Here is a 14,685-nt window from a genome sequence, read left to right on the forward strand (position 1 = left end):
ATACATAAAAAACGCCAGCTTGCTGGCGTTTTTTATTGCCTGTGTATTGTATGAGAGCCGACTACAGATTCACCTTATGGGCCAGCGCGTCGGCATATTCCTGCCACTGCTCAAGCACCTGCGCCTGAAAAGGCGTCGCACTAACGGCAAATTCCTGTTTAGCCTGCTTAAATGCTGCAAGGGTATTTGGCGCGCCCCACTCTGGGTCCGACAAACGTTGCTGACAGAAAAGCTGCCAGCGTTGTTGCTCCTCACTATTCAAGGTATCGGGGAAGTTACGCGCTCGGTAGCGAAACAGTAATTCAGGTAAACGATGATCATCAAAAGGCCATTGCTGGCGAGCTAGTTGCGCAGGCTCGGCCATCCGGACTTGTTCACATAAGCGCCGATCACGATCTCCGATAAAGCCATCGTAAAGCTGTTGCTCCGGGTCTGAACTCGGCGCGAAATCTTCCTCGGCATAAATGGCCGCCAATTTATCGCGCCAAAGTTCCTGTGCGTCAGTTAGCCGCAGGGCACGCGCCTGAAAAAGATCCATGTCCAAGTGCAGACGCTCACGATCTTCTGCCCGAAGCACATTCAAGGGAGCAACCACAGGGCAGCGATTGATGTGCACCAACTTAAGCGGCACCGGCAACTCGCCCTCGGCAAGATCGTCACGACGGGTATAGAGACGCTGACGCAAGGTATCGGCATCCAGGTCCAACAACCCTTGAGGATCGAGCCCAAGGTCGCAGACGATCAGCGCATTGCGATTGCGCGGGTGCCACGCCAATGGCAATACCACGCCCAGGTAATGACGCTCGGCGGAAAAACGCCCGGAGATATGCACCATGGGTTGCAGCAATCGCACCTGGTCCATCACCGCCTGCTTGCTGCGCAGTTGAAACAGCCATTTATACAGCTTGGGCTGTTTCTCACGAACCAATCGGGCCAGGGCAATCGTGGCTCGCACGTCAGACAGAGCATCGTGCGCCTGGCCATGATCGATACCGTTGGCTTCGGTCAGGCGCTCCAGCTTGAGCGTGACGCGCCCATCCTGTTGCGGCCATTCAATACCCTCCGGACGCAGGGCATAGGCGGTGCGGATCACGTCGATGAGATCCCAACGACTGTTGCCGCCCTGCCACTCACGAGCGTAAGGGTCGAAAAAGTTGCGGTACAGGCTGTAGCGCGTCATTTCATCGTCAAAGCGCAAGGTGTTGTACCCGGCGCCACACGTCCCCGGAGCCGCCAGCTCGGCATGCACCCGAGTCATGAAATCGGCCTCTGCCAGGCCTTTTTCCGCGAGGATTGCTGGGGTGATACCGGTAATGGCGCAGGCGACGGGATGGGGCAGGATATCGTCGCTGGGCTGGCAATAAAGATTGACCGGCTCGCCGATCTCATTGAGTTCGTGGTCCGTTCGAATGCCCGCTACCTGGAGCGGGCGATCACTGCGCGGATTGATGCCGGTGGTTTCATAGTCGTACCAGAAAATGGAGGTCACGGGCTATTCCTGTACTGAAGATCGACAAAGTCTAGGCGCTGGACGGCGTCCGCGACCAGCACCAAATCAACTGTACAAACATCCAGCAAAACCTTGAATGGTTGCTTCCATCGCCGACACTGCTAGCATCCGTGTCTCCCAGCCACTCTGCACTGCCAAGGATCGCGATGCCGTCAGCCCCGTTGGATACCCGCTACCAGATCGAAACCCCGGAGGGCATCGACCTGCCGCTGCGCCCCGCTGGCCTGATGCCACGTGCGCTGGCCTTTGCCTTCGACCTGGGGTTGCGCGGGGTGGTGATGGGCGTTCTGCTGGTGCCATTGGCCTTACTTGGCAATGTTGGCATCGGCCTGGGCTCGCTGCTGCTGTTCCTGATCAGTTGGTGGTACATGGTGCTGTTCGAGGTGCTCAACCAGGGTTGTTCGCCCGGCAAGCAAGTCATGGGATTACGTGTTGTACACGATGACGGCACCCCGGTCGGCTGGTCCGCGTCACTGACCCGTAATCTGCTGCGGTTTGTCGACATGCTGCCCTTCGGTTACTTCCTGGGCGCGATCAGTTGCCTGCAGCATCCTCATTTCAAGCGCCTGGGCGACCTGGCCGCCGGTACACTGGTGATCTACCGGGAACAACCGCTCATGCGCCCCAAGATTCCTCAAGCTGCCGCCCTACGCTTGCCCTTCGCCCTGGAGCTGAGTGAACAACGGGCCATCCTTGGCTTTGCGGAACGCCAGGGTGAGCTTTCCACGGAACGCGTTCACGAGTTGGCGTCGATTCTCGCTACCCCGTTGCAAGTGTCCCCAGCCCGCGCCGTGGAACAACTCAACGGCGTGGCCCGTGGCCTGTTGGGGCCAACATGAAGCAGAGTCTTTTCGAAAGCCGTCACCAGCCTCAATGGCAGGCCTTTGCCCAACACCTGCAACAGTTGGAACAAGGCAAGGTTAAAACCAGTGACATGGCCGATTTCCCCCATCAGTACCGACGCCTGTGCCAGCACCTGGCCCTGGCCCAGGAACGTGGCTACAGCAGCTATTTGGTAGACCCCTTGCAACAACTGGCCTTGCGCGGCCATCAACAACTCTACCGCCATCGCAGCCAATTGACGGCAAATGTGCTGAGTTTCGTACTTGCCGATTTTCCCCGGTTAGTGCGGGAACAGTGGCGTTTCGTGCTGGTAGCGAGCCTGCTGTTCTTTGGCAGCCTGGTGGGTATCGCGTTGCTGGTCTACCTGTTTCCCGACCTGATCTACAGCATCGTCAGTCCCCAGCAGGTTGCCGAGATGCAGGGCATGTATGACCCTGATGCCAGCCGCCTGGGCCGCACCGCTGAGCGTGCCTCGAGCGAAGACTGGATGATGTTCGGCTACTACGTGATGCACAACATCGGTATCGCGTTCCAGACCTTTGCTGCCGGATTACTGTTCGGGCTGGGCAGCGTGTTCTACCTGATTTTCAACGGCCTGGTCATCGGTGCGGTCTCCGGGCATCTGACCGAAATCGGCTACGGGCAGACCTTCTGGTCATTCGTGATCGGGCATGGTGCCTTCGAGCTGACGGCCATCGCCCTCGCCGGTGCCGCAGGTTTGCAACTGGGCTGGGCGCTGATCGCTCCCGGGCAGTTGACCCGCGGCGAATCACTGCGGCTGGCGGCGCGCAAGAGCGTACAAATGTTATGCGGTGTCATGCTCTTCCTGTTGATCGCAGCCTTCATTGAGGCGTACTGGTCATCCACCACCCTGATAGCTCCCTGGGTCAAGTACCTGGTTGGCGCGACGCTGTGGCTGCTGGTAGTCGCTTACTTGAGCCTTGCCGGAAGGACTCGCCATGCGCCTCAGTGATGCCAGCGTGGTAATCCGCCCACGTACTGCCTGGGAGGCGATGGATCTTGGCGTGTTGATGGCCCGTGAGCATCGCCTGCTGTTGATGGGCAGTTGGGCGTTGGTGACGCTGCCAGTGTTCGCCGTGCTTACGGCACTGTTGTGGAAGTACCCGTCCACCGCGATGTTCCTGTTCTGGTGGCTCAAGCCGGCCTTTGATCGCCTCCCCTTGTATATCTTGTCCAAGGCCCTGTTTGGCGAAACACCCAGCATCAAGCAGGCCGTTCGTCAGTGGCCGCGCCTGCTCAAGGGTCAACTGTTGGCCAGCCTGACCTGGCGCCGGTTCAGTCTGAGCCGCAGCTTTGTGATGCCGGTCAGCCAGCTCGAAGGCCTGGATGGGCCCGCACGCCAAAAACGCCTGGGTGTACTGCAGCAACGTAATGCCGGGGCCGCACGCTGGTTGACCACCATTGGGGTGCACCTGGAGATCGGCTTGTGGTTCGGTTGCATGGCACTCTTCTACCTCTTCATTCCCCAAAACGTCGAGATGGATTGGGATTGGCAGCGCCTGGTACTGGCGACAAGCTCGGAAGGGTTATGGCTGGAACATTTGGGCAACGCCTTCTACGCCTTGATCCTGGTGTTTTGGGAACCCATCTATGTCGCCTGCGGTTTCAGCCTCTACCTCAACCGCCGTACCGTATTGGAGGCCTGGGACCTGGAGTTAGTCTTCCGTCGCCTCCGTCAACGCCTGAGCAATGTGGCGCCGCTGCTGTTGCTGATGATCGGGCTGACGCTGCTGCCATTCAGCGCGCCAGTCATGGCAGAAGCGTCCAGCCCCTCAAAACCCCTGAGCACTCAGAGCGCAAGCCAATCTGTCCAGTCCCTGCTGGACAAGCCTCCCTTCAAGAACCCGGAAACCGTCACGCGCTATCGCTTTGGCGAAGAAAATCCGTCGGTTAAAAGCAAAGCTCACAGCGACGGCAAGCTTCCAGACTGGCTGAAGGCGCTGTTGGATAACTTCAACAGCAATACTTTCAAGTCGATCGCGCTGGGCTTGGAGGTGCTGTTGTGGGGGCTTCTGATCGGCGCCCTGTTCCTGCTGGCGTGGCGTTATCGTGAGTGGTTGCGCACCTTTGTCAGTCGGCGCGGGCCTCACACGATCAAGGTTGGTGGCCCCGTTCCCACGCAACTGTTCGGCCTTGAACTGGACACGCAGACGTTGCCCGACGATGTGGCCAGTGCCGCCGAGCATTTGTGGGCCACCCATCCCAGGGAAGCCCTTGGCCTACTGTATCGAGGCCTGCTCAGTCGGCTGTTGCATGATTTCAATGTGCCGCTGAAAAGCGCTGATACCGAAGGCCAGGTCCTGGAGCGGGTTCAACGGTTGCAACAACCGCAGCTGCTGGCTTTCAGCGATGAGTTGACCCAACACTGGCAGAACCTTGCCTACGGCCATCACCTGCCTCCCCCCTCAGCCCAGCAAAAACTGTGCAGTGATTGGCGCACCCTGTTCAACCCGGGGAGCAATCAATGAACCGGTCGTTATTGTGGGTGGGGCTATTATTGTTGGCATGCGTGTTTGGAGCCGGTGCCTTCTACGCGTGGACCAAGGCAATTCCCTACGACGAGGTGGTGGATCGTGGCCCTTCTCCAGAAGCCTTGGCCAACCCCTACTTGGCAGCCGAACACTTTCTACGCCAACAAGGCGTGACCGTTGAGCACGCCAACAGCCTGGAGCGGCTGACTGCCCTACCGGGCAAGGGCAACAGCCTGTTGCTGCTCGGCGAGCGCAGCAACATGTCACCCCGCCAGGTAGAGCAACTGCTGAGCTGGGCCAAATCCGGCGGTCATCTGTTGCTGGTGGCCGAGGCGTTGTGGGATGAGGAGACCGGCAAAAGTGGCGACCTGCTGCTCGATCGCTTGCATATCCATCAGACCTTGAGTGACGAACCTGAGGAACCTGCGCCTTCCAGCAAAAAGCCCCTTAAAAACAAAAGCCAGGACCTCACCAAACTCTACGTCGACAATGAAACCGCCTCGGCGTACTTCAGTTTCGACACGGATTTCAATCTTACCGACCCTAGGCACCAGGCCCAATTTTCCGCCAACAGCTCAAGGTCGAGCCACCTGATGCAACTCGACCTCGGGGAAGGCAGCGTCACAGTGATCACCGACAGTGACCTGTGGAAAACCCCGAACATCGGCAAGCAGGACAATGCCTGGCTGCTGTGGTACCTGAATCAGGGCACGGCCGTGACCCTGTTGTTCAACAGTGACTTCGACGACCTGTTCACGTTACTGATGCGGTATTTTCCCCAGGCCCTGATCGCACTTATTTCGCTGATCGCCCTGGCACTGTGGCGGGCCGGTATGCGTCAAGGCCCGACTCGATCTCCAACCTCCAATGCTCGCCGCCAATTGCAGGAACACCTTAAAGCCAGTGCCGACTTCCTGCTGCGCCGCAGCGGCCAGGGCACGCTGCTGCATGCTTTGCAGCGCGATATTCTGCGCGCGGCCCGGCACCGTCACCCCGGTTTTGAACACCTCGACAGTGCAGCACAGTGCCGGGTGCTTGAACACCTGACGCGCCAACCCCTTCATGTCATCAGCCAGGTCCTTGACCCACTCCCGCAGAAACGGCTTTCCAGTGCCGATTTCAGCCGGCAGGTCGCGTGCCTGCAAACCCTCAGGAATGCCCTATGAGCGAACTTCCAAGCGCCACTGCCCTGACCAGCGAAACCCTGCAACGTGCCAGCAGGCAAGCCCAGGACCTGCGTACGGAATTGCGCAAGGCGGTGATTGGCCAGGACCCGGTGATCGACGATGTCCTGACCGCGCTGATCGCCGGCGGCCATGTGCTGCTCGAAGGCGTGCCGGGGCTGGGGAAAACTCTGCTGGTGCGTGCCCTGGCACGTTGCTTTGAGGGGGATTTCGCGCGTATTCAATTCACCCCGGACCTGATGCCCAGCGATGTCACCGGCCACGCCGTGTATGACCTGCACACTGAACAGTTCAAGTTGCGCAAAGGGCCGGTGTTCACCCATTTGTTGCTGGCCGACGAAATCAACCGTGCCCCGGCCAAGACCCAGGCAGCCTTGCTCGAAGCCATGCAGGAGCGGCAAGTCACCCTCGAAGGCGAGGCGTTGCCCATCGGTCAACCGTTCATGGTGCTGGCGACCCAGAACCCTATTGAACAGGAAGGTACTTACCCGCTGCCGGAAGCGGAGCTGGATCGCTTCATGCTCAAGGTGCGCATGGATTACCCCGACGCGCAGCAAGAACTGGACATGGTGCGTGAAGTCACCCGCTCGTCTCGGGCCGATATGCTGGATGTACAACCCTTGCGTACGGTACTGCTGGCCGAAGATGTGCTGTCGCTTCAGCAGATAGCCAGTGAACTGGCACTCGACGAACAAGTGCTCGACTATGCCGTACGGCTGGCGCGCGCTACGCGCAGTTGGCCGGGGTTGGCCATCGGCGCTGGCCCACGCGCTTCCATCGACCTGGTACGTGGCGCACGTGCCCGCTCCCTGTTGCGCGGTGGTGAGTTCGTCACCCCGGACGATATCAAGGGTTGCGCGCTGGCAGTGCTGCGCCATCGGGTACGCATCGCGCCAGAGCTGGATATCGACGGGCTGGAGGTCGACCAGGTGCTCAAGCAACTGCTCGACCAGATCCCGGCACCTCGGCAATGAATCGCCCATGAAACCGACCCGTCTGCTGCTGAACTGGCTTGGCGTATTGCTGGGCTTGGACATCCTGCTGGGAATTGCGGCAGCGTTGCAGTTCAAGGTGCCCGACACCTTGCACTCCATCGCGTGGGGTCTGCTACTGGCGCTGTTACTGCTCGCGCTGCTGGATGCGATGCGTCTGCGTAGCCGCCCTTCGCCCCGCGTGCAGCGGCAAATGCCCGGAAGCCTGGCACTGGGCCGCTGGGGGGAAATACGCCTGGTTCTCGAGCATGACTTCCCGCAGACACTGAGCGTGCAGGTGTTCGATCATGTCCCTGATGGGCTGTCGGTGGAGCACATGCCCCAATCCATAGACCTGCGCCCTGGTGAACACAGTGAACTGGGTTATCGCCTTCGCCCCTTGAGGCGTGGTCATTTCAGTTTCAACCGCTGTGAAATTCTCCTGCCCAGCCCCATGGGCCTGTGGTCAGCTCGGCGACTGATCGACGTGAGCGATACCACCCGCGTCTATCCGGATTTCGCCCGTCTCTATGGTGCTCAACTGCAGGGTGTGGATAACTGGCTGAGCCAACTGGGTGTACGCCAACGGCAGCGCCGCGGCTTGGGACTGGAGTTTCACCAGTTGCGTGAGTTTCGCGAGGGTGACAGCCTGCGGCAGATCGACTGGAAGGCTACCGCCCGGCAACGCACACCCATCGCCCGTGAATACCAGGATGAGCGTGACCAACAGATCGTGTTCATGCTCGATTGCGGCCGCCGCATGCGCAGCCAGGATGACGAACTGTCCCACTTTGACCATGCCCTGAATGCCTGCCTGCTGCTCAGCTATGTCGCGTTGCGCCAGGGTGATGCGGTAGGGCTGTGCACCTTTGCCGGAGACCAGCCACGTTACTTGGCGCCAGTCAAAAGCAGTAGCCAGTTGAATCTGTTGCTCAACGCGGTATACGACCTTGATACCACTCGGCGGGCTGCCGATTATCAGGCTGCAGCAAGCCAACTGCTGGCTCGGCAAAAACGACGCGCTTTGGTGATCGTGATAACCAACCTGCGGGATGAGGATGATGAAACACTGCTGACGGCCGTCAATCGCATCAGCCGCCATCACAGGGTGCTGGTGGCCAGTTTACGTGAGGAAGCCCTTGATCAACTGCGCCAAGCCCCCGTGCAAACCTTGCCCGAAGCCTTGGCCTACAGCGGCACCATCGACTACCTGAATACCCGTAACGAACTGCATGACCGACTGCGCGCCCAAGGCCTGTCCCTACTGGACACTTTACCGTCTGAACTGGGACCGGCCTTGGTCACACGTTACCTGGGGTGGAAGAAAGCCGGCGTGCTCTGATAAGGGCGCGCCAACGCTCTTCATCTACGCCGAAGCCTGCAACGGATCAAAGCTGAAGTAATTCAACAAGACGTTGATCAACTGCCCATATTCCTCGGGTGCCTGGAGCACTCTGAAGCCGGAATCGTAGTGTTGCGGGTTGATGTCCTCATGGCTCCACAGACAGGTCACCGTGAGATCAATGGGGTGGAAAGTGTCGTCAGCGCCTGGAATCTTCAAGCGCAACTCGAAGTCCACGTCGACCATCATGGGCAATTGGCTGATCAACATCAGCCCATCTTCCGAGACATTGCCCAAAAAGCCGATGGGCTTGTCGGTGAGACGATTAAACACTTGCAGGAAATAAGGAAGCTGATGCCGCTCGATCCGTCGGTCGGTAAACATGGTGAGATCGCCATCCAGTGGCCATGACTGCGGCCGTGCCAGTGATTCGGAACGGGCGTTAATCGCCCACGCTCCCTGGATCTCGGTGCGACAACAGGCAATTGCCTGTCGCTAGACAGCCACCCAGTCAGGGCCTCCCATCCATTTGCATAGAAACTTATACAAACGAACATTCAAAGGATAGCCCAAGACTGGCGACGGGCCAGTTATTGAATGACGAAGATCATCACAAGGACGCTGGACGCGGTTGCGCGACGCTTGCGCCGGGGTAATGCCCCAGTTGTTGCAGGGTGTCGAGCCTTGCGCGGGCACGGTAGGCGTACTCACTCGACGGGTATTGATTGATGATGAATTGATAAGTCTGTACCGCGTCGACGAACAGTTTCTGCCGTTCCAGGCACTGGCCGCGCAACATCGAGACTTCCGGCTGTACATAACGTCGGGTGCGACTTTCACGGTCGACCTGGGACAATTCCAGGGTAACGCGTTCGCAGTCACCGACCTTGTAGGCGCGGTAGGCATTGTTCAGATGATGGTCCATCGACCAGCGGGTGCAGCCGACAACACTGACGGCCAGGGCAGCAATGAGCAAAATTCGCATGAGGGTTCTCCTGTCTTGTGCAGTGTATCGACCCCCCGTCGAAAATCTTCAAGGATGTTCGTATTCAGCCGCAACGAAAACAAGTCAATCGTCGATAAGTAGTGCAAACGAACAATGACTACAACGAAAGAGCATAGTAGCCTTCCTCAGCGCTTGAACTCAGGAGTCTGTGCATGTCCGTCCGTCGTACCAAAATCGTCGCCACCCTTGGCCCGGCCAGCAACTCGCCGGAAGTCCTCGAACAGCTGATTCTGGCTGGTTTGGACGTTGCCCGTCTGAACTTCTCCCACGGCACCCCGGACGAGCACAAGGCTCGCGCCAAGCTGGTGCGTGACCTGGCCGCCAAGCACGGCCGCTTCGTCGCACTGCTGGGTGACCTGCAAGGCCCGAAAATCCGTATCGCCAAATTCGCCAACAAGCGGATCGAGCTGAAGATCGGTGATCAATTCACCTTCTCCACCAGCCACCCGCTGACCGAAGGCAACCAGCAAGTCGTGGGTATCGACTACCCGGACCTGGTCAAGGACTGCGGCGTCGGCGACGAGCTGTTGCTAGATGACGGTCGCGTCGTGATGCGCGTCGACACCGCTACCCCGACTGAACTGCACTGCACCGTGATCATCGGCGGCCCGCTGTCCGACCACAAAGGCATCAACCGTCGTGGCGGTGGCTTGACCGCACCGGCCCTGACCGAAAAAGACAAGGCCGACATCAAGCTCGCCGCCGAAATGGAAGTGGACTACCTCGCCGTGTCCTTCCCGCGCGACGCCGCCGACATGGAATACGCCCGTAAACTGCGCGACGAGGCCGGTGGTACTGCCTGGCTGGTGGCGAAGATCGAACGCGCCGAAGCCGTGGCCGATGACGAAACCCTCGACGGCCTGATCAAGGCTTCCGACGCAGTGATGGTTGCCCGTGGCGACCTGGGTGTGGAAATCGGTGACGCCGAGCTGATCGGTATCCAGAAGAAGATCATCCTGCACGCACGCCGTCACAACAAAGCGGTGATCGTGGCGACCCAGATGATGGAGTCGATGATCCAGAACCCGATGCCGACCCGCGCCGAAGTGTCCGACGTGGCCAACGCCGTGCTCGACTACACCGACGCCGTGATGCTCTCGGCCGAAAGCGCCGCTGGCCCGTACCCGCTGGAAGCTGTGCAAGCCATGGCGCGTATCTGCCTCGGCGCTGAAAAGCACCCAACCAGCAAGACTTCCAGCCACCGCATCGGCAAAGAGTTCGAAAGCTGCGACCAGAGCATCGCGCTGGCGGCCATGTACACCGCGAACCACTTCCCCGGTGTGAAGGCGATCATCGCGCTGACCGAAAGTGGCTACACGCCGTTGATCATGTCGCGCATCCGCTCCTCGGTGCCGATCTACGCGTTCACCCCGCACCGCGAAGCCCAGGCTCGCGCTGCGATGTTCCGTGGCGTGTACACCATTCCGTTCGACCCGGCCTCGCTGGCACCGAACGAAGTCAGCCAGAAGGCGATCGACGAGCTGGTCAAACGTGGTGTCGTAGAGAAAGGCGACTGGGTCATCCTGACCAAGGGCGACAGCTACCACACCACCGGTGGCACCAATGGCATGAAGATCCTGCACGTGGGCGACCCGCAGGTCTGAGTGACAGGCTGAAAAACAAAAGCCCCGCCCTGTGAATGGCGGGGCTTTTTGCATTTAAAACCGATTGATGTGTTGGCTTGGAGGGCCCCTTCGCGGGCAAGCCCGCTCCCACAGTTAACCGCGTACATCCTGAAGGAACTCGGTCGAATGTGGGAGCGGGCTTGCCCGCGAAGAGGCCAGACCAATCACCAAAGCTTCATCGCCGAGTGATAAAAGCCGACAACGCCGCAACCGCCTCCGGCGACCTCAACCGCTGGGTAAACAGCGCCCCCTCTTCCTCAATCACCTGGCGCAATTGCTCACGGTCAACGCTCTTCATCAATTGCTTGGTCACCTGCACAGCCCCCGGCGCCAAGGTCTCAAAGCGCTCGGCCATTTCCCGCGCCTTGGCCAACGCCGCCTCCCCGCTGCCCAGCGCCTCGGTAGCAATCCCCCAGGCTGCCGCCTGCTCGCCGGTAAAGCCTTCGCCCAGCAGCAATAATTCCGCAGCCTTCGCGTGCCCCAACAACCTCGGCAGGATCAGGCTCGACCCAAACTCCGGACACAGCCCCAGGTTGACGAATGGCATGCGCAGCCGCGCATCACGGCTGATGTAGACCAGGTCGCAATGCAGCAGCAGGGTCGTGCCAATACCCACCGCAGAGCCCGCCACGGCGGCAATCACCGGTTTACGGCAGTTGAGCAGGCTTTTCATGAAGTAAAACGGTGGGCTGTCGAGATCGCTGGGCGGCTGTTCAAGAAAATCGCCAATGTCGTTGCCGGCGGTGAAACAGTCACTGCTGCCCTGGATCAGCACGCAGCGGATGGCCTCATCCGCATCGGCCTGTTCCAGTGCCTCGGCCAGTTGCGTGTACATGGCGCGGGTCAGGGCGTTTTTCTTGTCGGGGCGATTGAGCTGCAAGGTCAGCAACCCGCGTTCGCGGTGTTGCAGGATGGCATCGGTCATGGCGAATCTCGCGGCTGTAGAATTCAGCGCTCAACCACGGGGCAGGAACACATCGGCCAGCAGTTGATTGCGCGGCAGTCCCGCCAGGAACAGACGCTTGGAAAACGCCTCGACACTGGCCGGGTGCCCGCAGAGTAAAGCCAGAGTTTGCCGCGAAACAAGCCGCAGTTGCGCCAATGCCTGGGTCGCCTGCGCCGCCGTCCACAGCTCCACCGTCACGTTGGGATGCTGTGCCGCCAGTTGCGCCAGGGGTTCGGCCAGGTAATGCCCACCCGCATCATGGGCGAGGTGAATCACGCGGATGTCGCCCTGATGATCCTGGCGCAAGGCCTCACGCAACACGCCCCAAAGCGGGCCAAGGCCGGTGCCGGACGCCAGCAGCCACAACGGCCGGCTTTGCCAGTCAGGGTCGTATTGCAGCGCGCCACCGCGCAATTCGCCCAGGCGCAGACGGTCGCCCAGCTGCAACTGGCGGGCAAGATCACTGAATTCGCCAGGCAGACGGCAATCGAGGTGAAACTCCAGGAATGGGTCATCCTGGGGCAAGCTCGCCAGGGAATAGGGCCGCGCCACTTGTCCCGCCCACAACACCAGATGCTGCCCGGCCCGGTAGCGCAAGCCACGCTCGGGTTGCAGACGCAGACGCAGCACGCTCGGGCTCAACCAATCCACACTCAGCACCTGGGCCGGCAACCCGTCACGCGCCGGGTCAAAGGTTTCAACGCGCAGGTCCCCGCTCACCTGGCACTGGCACGCCAAGCGCCAGCCGTCCTGGCGTTGCGCCGGGCTCAAGGCCTCGGGCTGCTTGTCCTCGACCTCCCCCAGGCATCGCACCAGGCACGCATGGCAACTGCCGGCGCGGCAACTGTAGGGCACGGCCACACCGGCCTGGTTCAAGGCATCCAGCAGGTTGCTGCCGGAAGATACCGACCAATGGCGTTCGCCGACGTAGAGTTCAGGCATATAAGGGCTCAATCACAAGGGGCGCGCACAGGGAATCATGCCTGCGACAGTTTGACCATAGTCGGGTGTATCGGCCACCGAGCCGGGTTATACTGCCGCGCCTTTTTAGCGTCGCGCCTGCACCATTTTGGCGTGCCTTGGAAAGGTGGCTTCAGCCGACCGATGCAACACTGAAGCCACCTTTATTGAATGTTCCCTTATAGAGGAGCGCGACTCATGACCGTGATCAAGCAAGACGACCTGATTCAGAGCGTTGCCGACGCCCTGCAATTCATTTCCTACTACCACCCCGTGGATTTCATCCAGGCCATGCACGAAGCCTACCTGCGCGAAGAATCGCCAGCGGCCCGTGACTCCATCGCCCAGATCCTGATCAACTCGCGCATGTGCGCCACCGGCCATCGCCCGATCTGCCAGGACACCGGTATCGTTACCGTGTTCGTGCGCGTGGGCATGGACGTGCGTTGGGATGGCGCCACCATGGGCCTGGACGACATGATCAACGAAGGCGTGCGTCGCGCCTACAACCTGCCGGAAAACGTCCTGCGTGCTTCCATCCTGGCCGACCCGGCAGGCGCGCGCAAAAACACCAAGGACAACACCCCGGCGGTCATCCACTACTCCATCGTTCCGGGTAACACCGTGGAAGTGGACGTGGCGGCCAAGGGTGGCGGTTCCGAGAACAAGTCGAAAATGGCCATGCTCAACCCGTCCGACTCGATCGTTGACTGGGTATTGAAGACCGTTCCGACCATGGGCGCCGGCTGGTGCCCACCGGGCATGCTCGGCATCGGCATCGGCGGCACCGCCGAAAAAGCCGCCGTCATGGCCAAAGAAGTGTTGATGGAGTCCATCGACATCCACGAGCTGAAAAAGCGCGGCCCACAGAACCGTATCGAAGAGATGCGCCTGGAGCTGTTCGAGAAGGTCAACCAACTGGGCATCGGCGCCCAGGGTCTGGGTGGCCTGACCACCGTGCTCGACGTGAAGATCATGGACTACCCGACCCACGCCGCGTCCTTGCCGGTGTGCATGATCCCCAACTGCGCCGCCACCCGTCACGCGCACTTCGTGCTCGACGGTTCGGGCCCGGCATCGCTGGAAGCGCCACCGCTGGACGCTTACCCTGAAATCGTCTGGGAAGCTGGCCCATCGGCCCGTCGCGTCAACCTCGACACCCTGACCCCGGAAGAAGTGCAGAGCTGGCAGCCGGGCGAAACCGTATTGCTCAACGGCAAGATGCTCACCGGTCGCGACGCCGCGCACAAGCGCATGGTCGAGATGCTGAACAAGGGCGAAACCCTGCCGGTTGATCTGAAAGGTCGCTTCATCTACTACGTCGGCCCGGTTGATCCGGTGCGCGAAGAAGTGGTTGGCCCAGCCGGCCCGACCACCGCGACGCGGATGGACAAGTTCACCCGTCAGATCCTCGAACAAACCGGCCTGTTGGGCATGATCGGCAAATCCGAGCGCGGCCCGACTGCGATCGAAGCGATCAAGGACCACAAGGCCGTGTACCTGATGGCCGTGGGCGGCGCTGCTTACCTGGTGGCGCAAGCCATTAAGAAGTCGCGCGTGGTGGCGTTCGCCGAGCTGGGCATGGAAGCGATCTACGAGTTCGACGTGAAGGACATGCCGGTTACCGTTGCTGTCGACAGCAAAGGCGAATCCGTGCACATCACCGGTCCTGCCATCTGGCAGAAAAAGATCAGTGAAAGCCTGGCGGTAGAAGTGCAGTAAGCGCTTCCCCTGCAAACATAAAGGCGACTGCGGCCATGGCCCAGTCGCCTTTTTTATGGCACATGGTATGGTGCACTCCCTTAC

13 protein-coding genes are annotated in these 14,685 nt (G+C 60.2%); 8 read left to right on the forward strand and 5 right to left on the reverse strand.

The features are described 5' to 3' along the window. Positions 1 to 61: 61 nt before the first annotated feature. Positions 62 to 1,489 carry an exodeoxyribonuclease I gene (sbcB, locus tag ACP7BX_RS25165; RefSeq protein WP_426130860.1) on the reverse strand — a complete coding sequence of 476 codons (1,428 nt, stop codon included), beginning with the start codon at positions 1,487 to 1,489 and terminating at the stop codon, positions 62 to 64. Between the two features lie 167 nt (positions 1,490 to 1,656). On the opposite strand from sbcB, the gene ACP7BX_RS25170 reads away from it, so the two are divergent. The 6 genes from ACP7BX_RS25170 to ACP7BX_RS25195 are packed head-to-tail and all read left to right on the forward strand — an operon-like array spanning position 1,657 to position 8,342. Continuing rightward, positions 1,657 to 2,349 (forward strand): RDD family protein, encoded by a 693-nt coding sequence (locus tag ACP7BX_RS25170; protein WP_426130858.1) that lies wholly within the window; start codon positions 1,657 to 1,659, stop codon positions 2,347 to 2,349. After that, positions 2,346 to 3,326, forward strand: coding sequence for a stage II sporulation protein M (locus tag ACP7BX_RS25175; RefSeq protein ID WP_426130856.1), 981 nt, complete (start codon positions 2,346 to 2,348; stop codon positions 3,324 to 3,326). The genes ACP7BX_RS25170 and ACP7BX_RS25175 overlap by 4 nt, the downstream gene beginning before the upstream one ends. Beyond that, complete coding sequence (locus tag ACP7BX_RS25180; RefSeq protein ID WP_426130854.1) at positions 3,313 to 4,842, forward strand: DUF4129 domain-containing protein; 1,530 nt, start codon at positions 3,313 to 3,315, stop codon at positions 4,840 to 4,842. The genes ACP7BX_RS25175 and ACP7BX_RS25180 overlap by 14 nt, the downstream gene beginning before the upstream one ends. Then, positions 4,839 to 6,011: a DUF4350 domain-containing protein gene (locus ACP7BX_RS25185; RefSeq protein ID WP_426130852.1), complete on the forward strand. Its 1,173-nt coding sequence runs from the start codon at positions 4,839 to 4,841 to the stop codon at positions 6,009 to 6,011. Before ACP7BX_RS25180 ends, ACP7BX_RS25185 begins: the two co-directional genes overlap by 4 nt. After that, positions 6,008 to 7,003 carry an AAA family ATPase gene (locus tag ACP7BX_RS25190; RefSeq protein ID WP_426130850.1) on the forward strand — a complete coding sequence of 332 codons (996 nt, stop codon included), beginning with the start codon at positions 6,008 to 6,010 and terminating at the stop codon, positions 7,001 to 7,003. The genes ACP7BX_RS25185 and ACP7BX_RS25190 overlap by 4 nt, the downstream gene beginning before the upstream one ends. A 7-nt stretch (positions 7,004 to 7,010) precedes the next feature. Next, entirely contained in the window at positions 7,011 to 8,342 is a 1,332-nt protein-coding gene (locus ACP7BX_RS25195; RefSeq protein ID WP_426130848.1) for a DUF58 domain-containing protein, read from the forward strand. A 24-nt stretch (positions 8,343 to 8,366) separates the two neighbouring features. Here ACP7BX_RS25195 and ACP7BX_RS25200 read toward each other — a convergent pair whose 3' ends face one another. After that, positions 8,367 to 8,726 (reverse strand): PilZ domain-containing protein, encoded by a 360-nt coding sequence (locus ACP7BX_RS25200; protein ID WP_016975477.1) that lies wholly within the window; start codon positions 8,724 to 8,726, stop codon positions 8,367 to 8,369. A gap of 226 nt (positions 8,727 to 8,952) precedes the next feature. After that, positions 8,953 to 9,327 carry a hypothetical protein gene (locus tag ACP7BX_RS25205; protein ID WP_025854787.1) on the reverse strand — a complete coding sequence of 125 codons (375 nt, stop codon included), beginning with the start codon at positions 9,325 to 9,327 and terminating at the stop codon, positions 8,953 to 8,955. 173 nt (positions 9,328 to 9,500) lie between these two features. Here ACP7BX_RS25205 and pyk point away from each other — a divergent pair, with 173 nt between their 5' ends. After that, positions 9,501 to 10,952: a pyruvate kinase gene (pyk, locus tag ACP7BX_RS25210; RefSeq protein WP_177111199.1), complete on the forward strand. Its 1,452-nt coding sequence runs from the start codon at positions 9,501 to 9,503 to the stop codon at positions 10,950 to 10,952. A 196-nt stretch (positions 10,953 to 11,148) separates the two neighbouring features. Here the strand turns inward: pyk and ACP7BX_RS25215 are convergent, their stop codons facing one another. Together ACP7BX_RS25215 and ACP7BX_RS25220 are read right to left on the reverse strand one after the other, a co-directional pair. Beyond that, a complete protein-coding gene (locus ACP7BX_RS25215) occupies positions 11,149 to 11,898 on the reverse strand; it encodes an enoyl-CoA hydratase (RefSeq protein ID WP_426130845.1) in 750 nt (249 codons plus the stop codon). 30 nt (positions 11,899 to 11,928) lie between these two features. Then, the gene (locus tag ACP7BX_RS25220) at positions 11,929 to 12,861 is read right to left on the reverse strand and encodes an iron-sulfur-binding ferredoxin reductase (protein WP_426130843.1); all 933 of its coding nucleotides are present in this window, start codon (positions 12,859 to 12,861) and stop codon (positions 11,929 to 11,931) included. 216 nt (positions 12,862 to 13,077) lie between these two features. Between ACP7BX_RS25220 and ACP7BX_RS25225 the strand changes: the two genes are divergently transcribed. Further along, a complete protein-coding gene (locus tag ACP7BX_RS25225) occupies positions 13,078 to 14,601 on the forward strand; it encodes a fumarate hydratase (RefSeq protein ID WP_016971118.1) in 1,524 nt (507 codons plus the stop codon). Positions 14,602 to 14,685: the final 84 nt, after the last annotated feature.

Origin of the sequence: Pseudomonas sp. DWP3-1-3b3 (assembly GCF_049896305.1) — a bacterium.
GTDB classification, from domain to species: Bacteria; Pseudomonadota; Gammaproteobacteria; order Pseudomonadales; family Pseudomonadaceae; genus Aquipseudomonas; species Aquipseudomonas azotoformans_A.

Bases quoted from the DNA above. Each gene is read 5' to 3' on its own strand.
- ACP7BX_RS25170 (WP_426130858.1), top strand. From the start codon at position 1,657: ATGCCGTCAGCCCCGTTGGATACCCGCTACCAGATCGAAACCCCGGAG.
- ACP7BX_RS25175 (WP_426130856.1), top strand. From the start codon at position 2,346: ATGAAGCAGAGTCTTTTCGAAAGCCGTCACCAGCCTCAATGGCAGGCC.
- ACP7BX_RS25180 (WP_426130854.1), top strand. From the start codon at position 3,313: ATGCGCCTCAGTGATGCCAGCGTGGTAATCCGCCCACGTACTGCCTGG.
- ACP7BX_RS25185 (WP_426130852.1), top strand. From the start codon at position 4,839: ATGAACCGGTCGTTATTGTGGGTGGGGCTATTATTGTTGGCATGCGTG.
- ACP7BX_RS25190 (WP_426130850.1), top strand. From the start codon at position 6,008: ATGAGCGAACTTCCAAGCGCCACTGCCCTGACCAGCGAAACCCTGCAA.
- ACP7BX_RS25195 (WP_426130848.1), top strand. From the start codon at position 7,011: ATGAAACCGACCCGTCTGCTGCTGAACTGGCTTGGCGTATTGCTGGGC.
- ACP7BX_RS25200 (WP_016975477.1), bottom strand. From the start codon at position 8,726: ATGTTTACCGACCGACGGATCGAGCGGCATCAGCTTCCTTATTTCCTG.
- ACP7BX_RS25205 (WP_025854787.1), bottom strand. From the start codon at position 9,327: ATGCGAATTTTGCTCATTGCTGCCCTGGCCGTCAGTGTTGTCGGCTGC.
- pyk (WP_177111199.1), top strand. From the start codon at position 9,501: ATGTCCGTCCGTCGTACCAAAATCGTCGCCACCCTTGGCCCGGCCAGC.
- ACP7BX_RS25215 (WP_426130845.1), bottom strand. From the start codon at position 11,898: ATGACCGATGCCATCCTGCAACACCGCGAACGCGGGTTGCTGACCTTG.
- ACP7BX_RS25220 (WP_426130843.1), bottom strand. From the start codon at position 12,861: ATGCCTGAACTCTACGTCGGCGAACGCCATTGGTCGGTATCTTCCGGC.
- ACP7BX_RS25225 (WP_016971118.1), top strand. From the start codon at position 13,078: ATGACCGTGATCAAGCAAGACGACCTGATTCAGAGCGTTGCCGACGCC.